At 51.9% G+C, this 9560-nt stretch carries 6 protein-coding genes, 8 tRNA genes and 1 rRNA gene (1 of these 15 running past the window's edge); 3 read left to right on the plus strand and 12 right to left on the minus strand.

Features of this window, described 5'->3' with window-relative positions:
• Window positions 1-26 precede the first annotated feature (26 nt).
• Window positions 27-1577 carry a PucR family transcriptional regulator gene (locus tag NDK47_RS16855; RefSeq protein WP_251870912.1) on the plus strand — a complete coding sequence of 517 codons (1551 nt, stop codon included), beginning with the start codon at window positions 27-29 and terminating at the stop codon, window positions 1575-1577.
• Between the two features lies 1 nt (window position 1578).
• On the opposite strand, the gene ablB is transcribed toward NDK47_RS16855, so the two are convergent.
• Entirely contained in the window at window positions 1579-2424 is an 846-nt protein-coding gene (ablB, locus tag NDK47_RS16860) for a putative beta-lysine N-acetyltransferase (RefSeq protein WP_251870913.1), read from the minus strand.
• Between the two features lie 188 nt (window positions 2425-2612).
• Here ablB and NDK47_RS16865 point away from each other — a divergent pair, with 188 nt between their 5' ends.
• Both NDK47_RS16865 and NDK47_RS16870 read left to right on the plus strand, forming a co-directional pair.
• Complete coding sequence (locus NDK47_RS16865; protein WP_251876219.1) at window positions 2613-2699, plus strand: YjcZ family sporulation protein; 87 nt, start codon at window positions 2613-2615, stop codon at window positions 2697-2699.
• Between the two features lie 110 nt (window positions 2700-2809).
• Complete coding sequence (locus tag NDK47_RS16870; protein WP_251870914.1) at window positions 2810-3544, plus strand: glycerophosphodiester phosphodiesterase; 735 nt, start codon at window positions 2810-2812, stop codon at window positions 3542-3544.
• Window positions 3545-3664: 120 nt separating this feature from the next.
• On the opposite strand, the gene NDK47_RS16875 is transcribed toward NDK47_RS16870, so the two are convergent.
• From NDK47_RS16875 to NDK47_RS16925, 11 genes are all read right to left on the minus strand, one after another.
• Complete coding sequence (locus tag NDK47_RS16875) at window positions 3665-4630, minus strand: tRNA modification radical SAM protein MnmL/YtqA (RefSeq protein WP_251870915.1); 966 nt, start codon at window positions 4628-4630, stop codon at window positions 3665-3667.
• A gap of 393 nt (window positions 4631-5023) precedes the next feature.
• The gene (locus NDK47_RS16880) at window positions 5024-6262 is read right to left on the minus strand and encodes a glycosyltransferase family 2 protein (protein WP_251870916.1); all 1239 of its coding nucleotides are present in this window, start codon (window positions 6260-6262) and stop codon (window positions 5024-5026) included.
• 257 nt (window positions 6263-6519) lie between these two features.
• Window positions 6520-6596 (minus strand) — tRNA-Glu (locus NDK47_RS16885).
• A gap of 38 nt (window positions 6597-6634) precedes the next feature.
• Window positions 6635-6716, minus strand: a tRNA-Leu gene (locus NDK47_RS16890).
• A gap of 13 nt (window positions 6717-6729) precedes the next feature.
• Window positions 6730-6806 (minus strand) — tRNA-Arg (locus NDK47_RS16895).
• Window positions 6807-6814: 8 nt separating this feature from the next.
• Window positions 6815-6888: transfer RNA gene (locus tag NDK47_RS16900), tRNA-Cys, on the minus strand.
• A 4-nt stretch (window positions 6889-6892) separates the two neighbouring features.
• Window positions 6893-6968, minus strand: a tRNA-His gene (locus tag NDK47_RS16905).
• 21 nt (window positions 6969-6989) lie between these two features.
• Window positions 6990-7063: transfer RNA gene (locus NDK47_RS16910), tRNA-Trp, on the minus strand.
• 1 nt (window position 7064) lies between these two features.
• Window positions 7065-7141 (minus strand) — tRNA-Met (locus tag NDK47_RS16915).
• A 10-nt stretch (window positions 7142-7151) separates the two neighbouring features.
• Window positions 7152-7242, minus strand: a tRNA-Ser gene (locus NDK47_RS16920).
• Between the two features lie 50 nt (window positions 7243-7292).
• Window positions 7293-9560, minus strand: a 23S ribosomal RNA gene (locus NDK47_RS16925); it runs 749 nt beyond the window's last position.

The raw sequence follows: 9560 nt of genomic DNA on the forward strand, positions 1-9560 counted from the left end.
AAGAGATACAAAAAGGGGGACTTGCCATGACGATCACAATTCGAGAAGCACTCCAGCTTCCTGACATGGTGCAGATACGTCTCGTTGGCGGAGCCGGCGGCGTGGATACTCCCATCCGCTGGGTAACGATTGTTGAAGTATTGGAGGATGTAGAACGGTTGCAGGAAGGGGAATTTCTCATCACGACCGGCTTCGGACTTGCTGAGAATACAGAACGCCGCCTTTCTCTCATTCCCGCCTTGGCCAAACGGAAATTGAGCGGCATTGCTTTTCATACAGGCTTCTATCTTCGTGAGATTCCTCAAGATTTGATTGATCTGGCTAATCAGCATCAATTGCCTTTAATGGAAATCCCTGTTGAAATGAACTTTTCGACAATTACGAAAGCAATCCTGCAACCGATCGTAAATCGACAGTTTGAAACCCTCGCCTATTCCCAGGCTATCCATCACCAAATGATTGAGACCGCGCTATCCAAGGGCGGTTTGCACGGCATCGTGGAAAAGCTTGCTTCTTTGACCGGCGGGCGGGTATCCCTCACCGATGCACTCGGCTTCAAGGTATATGGGATGTCAGACGGGGAGGAGACAGAGCGAACGGAAATCCGCGAGCTGGAGCAGGCTCATTCGGTTGACATCCGGGCCAATCGGACACGGTTCGGTACGTTGCAGTTGGCCAAGCCCCGCTCAGAATGGAAAGAGCTGGACGATGTCGCCCTTCAGCATGCCGCTACCCTCTGTGCCATGGAATACATTAAGGAAAATGCCGTAGCTGCCACAGAGTGGCGCTTGAAAGGGGATTTTGTCGAGGAGTTGTTGAGCGGAAGGGAGTTTTCTGCCTCCGAGCTGGAAAGCCGGTGCCGCATGCTCGGTTATCCGTTGGCAGGCTCCCATCTGGTAGCGGCTGTTCAGGTCGAGGGCCCACCGGCACTTCTCTCCTCCTCGCTTCATCAGGCTTGCATCACGTTGATGAAGCGGCTGTTTGATACGCACCATCGCTCCTATTTGCTGCGCGAGCGTCCCTCATCACTGCTGTTTATCATGTCCGATGACCAGCAGAGCCGGCAGCTTCTCGAACAATTCGCATCACGCTGGGATCGGCTTCATCGTGAGTATTCGCTGCGCATTGGATTGAGCAATCCGCGCGGGCAATTGACTGAGCTTGCCGATGCGGTACATGAAGCGTCGTTTGCCATGCAGGCATATCCACTGCTCGCACAATCACCTGCGCTATTGTCCTATCGTCAGATGCGCGGCTATCAGTTTCTCTTTCCTTACCACCGGCAAACAGAGAGTTTGGAGGCGATCTGGAGACCGCTTCTTGAGCCGTTGCTGCAGCATGATTCCAAGCATAACCAGCAGTTGCTGGAGACCCTGGATATGTATTTAGCCCATAACGGAAACGGCCTCCAAACCGCACAAGCCCTCTATATTCACCGCCATACGCTGACATACCGCCTGACCCAGATCAAAGAAAAAACCGGATTTGACCTGGAGGATGCCCATCAGCGCTGGCAGCTTCAGCTTGCTTTTATGGCCCGGCGCCTACAGGAGAAGCTCTACCCGGATAAAATGTGAACTACTCACGTACAGGTCGCAATGGTTTTACCCAGATGTTCATGTCCTCATAGCCCGAAAAAATCGTACAATTGTTTACCAGTCGGCCCCGGTATTGGTAACCGTGCTTCGCAGCCGTTACGTTCATACCTGCCGACTGGGCACGTGTCAGCGTGTAGAGATAAAAGATGCCCATCTCCTTCATTTTCTCTTCCAGCGCTTTAAATATCGGCTGCAGCAAACCCTTGCCCAGATGCTCCGGATGTGTAGCGCAATCTGTCATCTCTGCCGACCCATATCGCGGGGTTACCTCAGCAGATGCGGCACAAGCGATGCTTCCCTGATATTCAATCACCATGTAATAAGTGGAGTCACTCATCGTTTTGCGTACGTATTCCGGGTCATCCATCGGTGTCGGATAGGTCGGAAACACGGTCCTGTACAAATTGGCCAGCTCTTCGGCGTCTTCTTCTCTCCCCTCACGCAGTGTATATCCCTCTGGCAATGGCTTTTCTTCCAGTGCACCAGCCTTTGACAAACTCAGCTTCAGAATATCCTCCGCTGTTTGGGGATGGGTAGATGAGGCGCGTTCTGACGTTAAAAAACAGGCGAGCAAATGAGCATTTTCTCCCTGAAAAAAGCCATCAATGACCCCTTCTATTTGATAGCCCAAACTCTGCCATGCCGGAATGTCTTGCTTTTTTGCGTAGACAATCAGTTTCGTCGCTTCTGATTCCTCTGCCAGCTCTTTCATTTTCGCGTGGAGTTGAACAATTTCATCAACAGCATATGAATGAAGTTTTACCCGTCGATTTCGATGATCGATGACCAAATCTCCCGAAGCAATCAGCTTGGATGCGTCCATCATGTGCAGATCCCGCCTTCCCATTTCCGTACTTTATTCGTTATCTGTCATTGTATCATGTTGTGTTTCCGTTTCATTCTCCAGTCTGTATAAAATCTTGTTTTTCTGTTGCCAGGGCGGGCATTTGGCCATAGCCATTTGTTCGGTCCTTACATAAAGTATCATAGCTCTTATTGAAAGGAGAGATAAAAATGAGTTGCGGCTGCAATAACAACGGCAGTGCTTTGATCCTGGTCCTGTTTATATTGCTGGTGATTATTCTCTGTTCCTGCAACTGATTTTTTGCTTTTGCCTCTCTTCTAGTCGTAGAGAGGGGCTGCTTACATATGTATGTAATAACGTACTCATGACATGGCCAGTGTAGTCCATACGGAAGGAGGAAGCTCTCGTGCCCCCCTTTATCTATGCTCATCGCGGTGCTTCCGGCAGCTATCCGGAAAATACGATGGAAGCTTTCCGCGCTGCCGTTCGGCGCCGGGCAAACGGGATTGAACTGGACGTTCAGTTGAGCAAAGATCACAAGCCTGTCGTCCTCCATGATCATTACCTGGAGAGAACCACGAACGGTCATGGGATGGTTCATCAGCAGACCTTCGAGCAATTAAAAAAGCTTCGGGCAGACAAGTTGCACCCCATCCGCCAGCGTACCGTACGGATACCCGGCTTGCGCGAGGTTTTCCACGAATTTGCTCCGACCAAGCTGCACTTTTGCATTGAACTGAAGAATTTTTTCTATCCGCAACCGCTTTTGGAGGAACAAGTACTGGAGCTGATCCGCCAATACGATCTGCGTGAACGTACCGTCATCTCTTCCTTTAATTTCGATAGCTTGCTCACTGTAAAAAAACTTGATCCCCGGCAGACGACCGGGCTATTGTACGTAGGACCGATACAGCATCCCTGGACTGTTGGAAAACAATACAAGGCAGACGAGCTGCATGTCCCCGATGACCAACTGAGCCCTCATCTCGTGAAAACGGCCAAAGAACACGGTTTTCGTGTACTCGGCTGGACGCTGGATTCTGCTTCCTCGATCCGTAAAGCAGCTCAGATGGGGGTAGACGGGGTGATCACGAATTATCCGGGCAGAGCGCGCAAAGTCCTTGCACACGTATCGACCTAGGCCTGCAGAGCCAATAAAAGGAGGACGTACACACGAGTCTTTCACAGACCGTGGTACGCCCTCTTTGTGCTTACGATGAATCATGCTCTGTAGTATTGCTTGTTTCGGGAGTGCGACAACCTATCTTTCTCCGCGGCTGTACAGCTTCCCTTGCCAACTGTTTCGACGAACCAGTTCTTTGTCCATTCCGTTGAGAACCTCCCATTTTTTCCGGCTCCACATGGGACCGATCAACAGATCGCGAGGTCCGTCTCCCGTCACCCGATGCACAATCATCTCCGGCGGCAGAATCTCCAACGTATCGACGACCAGCTTGGTATACTCCTCCTGTGTCAGAAACTCCAAGAGTCCAGCCTCGTACTGTTTGACCATCGGTGTTTTTCGCAGCAGATGAAGCAGATGGATTTTGATTCCCTGCACATCCAGATGAGATACCGCTTTTGCTGTCTCCATCATGTCCTCGTGGGTTTCCCCAGGCAAGCCGTAGATGATATGCGAGCAGACCCGGATCTTGTGCTTCCGCAGTTTTTCTACCCCATCCAGATAGCACTGGTAGTCATGGGCCCGGTTAATCAATTGAGCTGTACGTTCGTGGATGGTTTGCAGGCCCAGCTCAACCCAGAGGTACGTCCGTTCATTCAACTCAGCCAGATACTCCACAACATCATCCGGCAAGCAATCCGGTCTTGTCGCAATCGACAGACCCACAACTCCCTCCTGTTTCAGAACAACCTCGTACATCTCACGAAGCTCCTCTACAGGGGCATAAGTGTTTGTGTAGGCTTGAAAAAATCCAAGGTATTTGGCAGTCGGCCATTTTTGATGCATCCGGTTTTTCACATCGTCAAACTGTTTCTCCAGATTCATCCGACGATCTCCTGCAAAGTCTCCCGAACCCCTCGCACTGCAAAACGTGCATCCACCCGTGGCGACACTGCCGTCCCGATTGGGGCAGCTGAAGCCCCCATCCAGCGGCACTTTAAAGATCTTCTCTTGAAACGTGTTGCGTAGGTGATAATTCCATGTATGATAACGCTTGTCTCCCCACAACTGGGGTGATTCCAGCGGTGTCATCCGCGCATCCATCGTCCCGACTCCCTCCCGGTGGCTGAAACTACTTCGAACTTTCTTCCACGCGAAGCCTCATCTGCTGTCCCCGCAGGGGGCTTCCCGGTGGCTGAAACTACCTCGAAATTACTTCCTCGCGAAGCCACATCTGTTGTCCCCGCAGGGGGCTTCCCGGTGGCAATACTACCTCGAAAATACTTCCACGCGAAGCCTCATCTGCTGTCCCCGCAGGGGGCTTCCCGGTGGCAATACTACCTCGAAAATACTTCCACGCGAAGCCACATCTGCCGTCCCCGCAGGGGGCTTCCCGGTGAAACCCATACACATTATACCAAATCAAACGTCCGATATGAGAGGCTTCAAAACAGGAAACCACAGGGGAGGTGCCCTGTGGTTTTTTGTGTCTCTTTTCTATTGTTGAATCTCTTCGATCCGGATTGCCCGTGTATGAGAGGTATGACTCCAGACCTGGTTTTTCTTCGTAAAGAAGGCATAAAACATGATCGGCAGCCATGTCAGGAAAAAGAAGGGCAAGAGCAGCAGACCAAGGTAACCCTTCCACGGTACCTTATCCAAGAAAAGAGCCAAAATCGGCAACAGGTAGAACATGGCTGTGGAACCATAGATCAGCCAGTTGGGAAGAATGGTTGCGATCGGCATGAGCATGTCGATTTCAAAGAATCGGCCCATAAAGAGCAGCGACATCATCGTCACCATCAACACATACATCGGTTGAAACAGATAAAAAGCCGCATCCAGCATGCCCAGCTTACGCTTTAGCAAACCATTTTTCAGCACCGAGCCAATGTAGCGTCCAGCCACATCGTAATGGCCTTGCATCCAGCGCAATCGCTGACGCATGGATGCTCTCAGGTCAATCGGCTTTTCATCCCAAACCTTTGTATCGTGGGCCCAGGTCGGGTATATTCCCCGCTCAATACATCGCGTGGCAAACTCCAGGTCTTCCGTCAGACTGGTGGCTCCCCATCCCATTTCTTTTAGCAAATTACTCTCGATGCAAAGTCCCGTACCGCCCAAAGTATTGGGCAAACCCAGATTATGCCGCGCCAATTGCCACATCCGGTTTGTAAACCAATACGTTACTGCATACGAAAGGGTAATCCACGAATCGAACGGGTTTTTGGAATCCAGATAACCTTGGATAACACGTGCGCCTTTGCACAATCGGTCATTCATCACTTGCAAGAAGTTTTTCTCGACCAGGTTGTCAGCGTCAAACATGACTACCGCATCATACTGCTTGGGCATGGCCCAAAGGTTTTCCAACATCCATTCAATGCCAAATCCTTTTCCTCGCTTGGAGGTGTCAAAACGCTCGCAAGCATAGGCTCCGTGCTCCCGTGCGATCTCCGCTGTATTATCTGTACAGTTGTCGCAAATGACGAAGATATCGTACTTCTCACGGGGGTAATCCAGTTTTTTCAAGTTTTCAATGAGTGGCGCAATCACAGCGCTCTCATTGTGTGCTGCAACCAATACGGCAAATGTTTTCTCTGGCTCGTGAGTAACCTGTTCCTTTCTGCGGAACAGTCCTGCACTTGACACGAGTGTCTGGTAGGTACCGACAACACTGACCGTAGTGGTAAATCCGATGAACAATCCCTCAATGATCTCTCTTAATGCACTCATGAATTTCTTCTCCTCGACCTAAACCTGTTTTTTATCTTGTCTTGGTTCAGGTTCCTTTTCCATTTTTTTACTTTTTCTTTTTCTCAATTGGAAGTTTACCTCAAAATCGACTGGATCGCAATGAATCAAAAGTGGGAAAATGGAGGCGCTTTTATCACCATTCCCACCTTACTGCGGTTCTATTCGATAAACAGGTAAATGAAAAGAAAAAAAAGCCCTTAGACAAAGGCTTTGCTTCAAAAGAATATGCCAAAAAATGGTGACCCGTAGGGGATTCGAACCCCTGTATGACAGCGTGAAAGGCTGCTGTGTTAAACCGCTTCACCAACGGGCCATAGCAAGAAACTGCTTCTCTCTCTTATGGTTATATCATGCGGTCGGCGAGACTCGAACTCGCACGGGTCGCCCCGCCACCCCCTCAAGATGGTGTGTCTGCCAATTCCACCACGACCGCAAAATGTATAAAGTGGCGTCCCAGGAGAGATTCGAACTCCCGACCGACGGCTTAGAAGGCCGTTGCTCTATCCAGCTGAGCTACTGGGACATGAAAAATGGAGGGAGTACCCGGATTTGAACCGGGGGTGAAGGTTTTGCAGACCCGTGCCTTACCACTTGGCTATACTCCCATAATGGGGCGATCGATGGGACTCGAACCCACGAATGCCGGAGCCACAATCCGGTGCGTTAACCCCTTCGCCACGACCGCCATATACATGAATCTTTTTCTTGGCAGGGGCAGTAGGAATCGAACCCACACCAAAGGTTTTGGAGACCTTCGTTCTACCTTTAAACTATGCCCCTATGGTAGCGGCGGAGGGGCTCGAACCCCCGACCTTTCGGGTATGAACCGAACGCTCTAGCCAGCTGAGCTACACCGCCAAAGGTATTGTGGCGGAGAGTGAGGGATTCGAACCCTCGCTACGCTTGCGCATACTAACGGTTTAGCAAACCGTCCCCTTCGGCCTCTTGGGTAACTCTCCGTGTGATTCATGTACCTTCAAAACTGGATATGCATGATTGCTAAAGGTTTGTGGATAAGTCCTCGACCGATTAGTATTCGTCAGCTCCACGCGTTGCCGCGCTTCCACACCGAACCTATCAACCTCATCGTCTATGAGGGGTCTTACCAGCTTGCGCTGTGGGAAGTCTCATCTTGGAGGGGGCTTCACGCTTAGATGCTTTCAGCGCTTATCCCTTCCGCACATAGCTACCCAGCTGTGCCACTGGCGTGACAACTGGTGCACCAGCGGTGCGTCCATCCCGGTCCTCTCGTACTAAGGACAGCTCTCCTCAAACTTCCTGCGCCCGCGACAGATAGGGACCGAACTGTCTCACGACGTTCTGAACCCAGCTCGCGTACCGCTTTAATGGGCGAACAGCCCAACCCTTGGGACCTACTTCAGCCCCAGGATGCGATGAGCCGACATCGAGGTGCCAAACCTCCCCGTCGATGTGGACTCTTGGGGGAGATAAGCCTGTTATCCCCAGGGTAGCTTTTATCCGTTGAGCGATGGCCCTTCCATGCGGAACCACCGGATCACTAAGCCCGACTTTCGTCCCTGCTCGACTTGTAGGTCTCGCAGTCAAGCTCCCTTCTGCCTTTACACTCTACGAATGATTTCCGACCATTCTGAGGGAACCTTTGGGCGCCTCCGTTACCTTTTAGGAGGCGACCGCCCCAGTCAAACTGCCCACCTGGCATGGTCCTCTCACCCGATCAGGGTGATGAGTTAGAAACTCCGTACATCAAGGGTGGTATCCCACCGACAGCTCCACAGAGGCTGGCGCCCCTGCTTCTCAGCTTCCCACCTATCCTGTACATGATGCACAAAGTTCCAATACCAGGCTACAGTAAAGCTCCATGGGGTCTTTCCGTCTTGTCGCGGGTAACCTGCATCTTCACAGGTATTATGATTTCACCGGGTCTCTTGCCGAGACAGCGCCCAAGTCGTTACGCCTTTCGTGCGGGTCGGAACTTACCCGACAAGGAATTTCGCTACCTTAGGACCGTTATAGTTACGGCCGCCGTTTACTGGGGCTTCGGTTCAAAGCTTCGCTTGCGCTAACCCATCCCCTTAACCTTCCAGCACCGGGCAGGCGTCAGCCCCTATACTTCGCCTTGCGGCTTCGCAGAGACCTGTGTTTTTGCTAAACAGTCGCTTGGGCCTTTTCACTGCGGCCCCCTCGGGCTCAGCCCACCTGACACAAGCTTACGCTCGCGTCAGGCGGGGTCCCTCACCCTACCGGGGCGCCCCTTCTCCCGAAGTTACGGGGCCATTTTGCCGAGTTCCTTAGCAAGAGTTATCCCGCGCACCTTAGGATTCTCTCCTCGCCTACCTGTGTCGGTTTGCGGTACGGGCACCTTGTTCCTCGCTAGACGCTTTTCTTGGCAGTGTGAAATCAGGGACTTCGGTACTTAAATTTCCCTCGCCATCACAGCTTGCCCTTGATAGTGTGCGGATTTGCCTACACACCAGGCTTGCTGCTTGGACGGCCATCCAGTAGGCCGCTCACCCTATCCTCCTGCGTCACGCCATTGCTCAAACGGTACAGAGGTGGTACAGGAATATCAACCTGTTGTCCATCGCCTACGCCTTTCGGCCTCAGCTTAGGTCCCGACTAACCCTGGGAGGACGAGCCTTCCCCAGGAAACCTTAGGCTTTCGGTGGACAAGATTCTCACTTGTCTTTTCGCTACTTACACCGGCATTCTCACTTCCAAGCGCTCCACCGCTCCTTCCGGTACGGCTTCACTGCTGCTTGGAACGCTCCCCTACCCAGTCCGTAAGGACTGCCATAGCTTCGGTGGTATGTTTAGCCCCGTTACATTTTCCGCGCAGAGTCACTCGACCAGTGAGCTATTACGCACTCTTTAAATGGTGGCTGCTTCTAAGCCAACATCCTGGTTGTCTGGGCAACTCCACATCGTTTCCCACTTAACATACACTTGGGGACCTTAGCTGATGGTCTGGGCTGTTTCCCTCTTGACGATGGATCTTAGCACTCATCGTCTGACTCCCGGACATAAGTCATTGGCATTCGGAGTTTGACTGAGTTCGGTAACCCGATGAGGGCCCCTAGCCCAATCAGTGCTCTACCTCCAAGACTCTTATTGGACCCACCGAACGCAAGCTTACGCTCACGTCCGGCGGGGTCCCGATCCGAGGCTAGCCCTAAAGCTATTTCGGGGAGAACCAGCTATCTCCGAGTTCGATTGGAATTTCACCGCTAGCCACACCTCATCCCCGCACTTTTCAACGTGCGTGGGTTCGGGCCTCCAGTAGGTGTTACCCTACCTT

This window comes from Brevibacillus ruminantium (assembly GCF_023746555.1).
Taxonomy (GTDB): Bacteria; Bacillota; Bacilli; order Brevibacillales; family Brevibacillaceae; genus Brevibacillus; species Brevibacillus ruminantium.

Bases quoted from the DNA above. Each gene is read 5' to 3' on its own strand.
- NDK47_RS16855 (WP_251870912.1), top strand. From the start codon at position 27: ATGACGATCACAATTCGAGAAGCACTCCAGCTTCCTGACATGGTGCAG.
- ablB (WP_251870913.1), bottom strand. From the start codon at position 2,424: ATGATGGACGCATCCAAGCTGATTGCTTCGGGAGATTTGGTCATCGAT.
- NDK47_RS16865 (WP_251876219.1), top strand. From the start codon at position 2,613: ATGAGTTGCGGCTGCAATAACAACGGCAGTGCTTTGATCCTGGTCCTG.
- NDK47_RS16875 (WP_251870915.1), bottom strand. From the start codon at position 4,630: ATGGATGCGCGGATGACACCGCTGGAATCACCCCAGTTGTGGGGAGAC.
- NDK47_RS16880 (WP_251870916.1), bottom strand. From the start codon at position 6,262: ATGAGTGCATTAAGAGAGATCATTGAGGGATTGTTCATCGGATTTACC.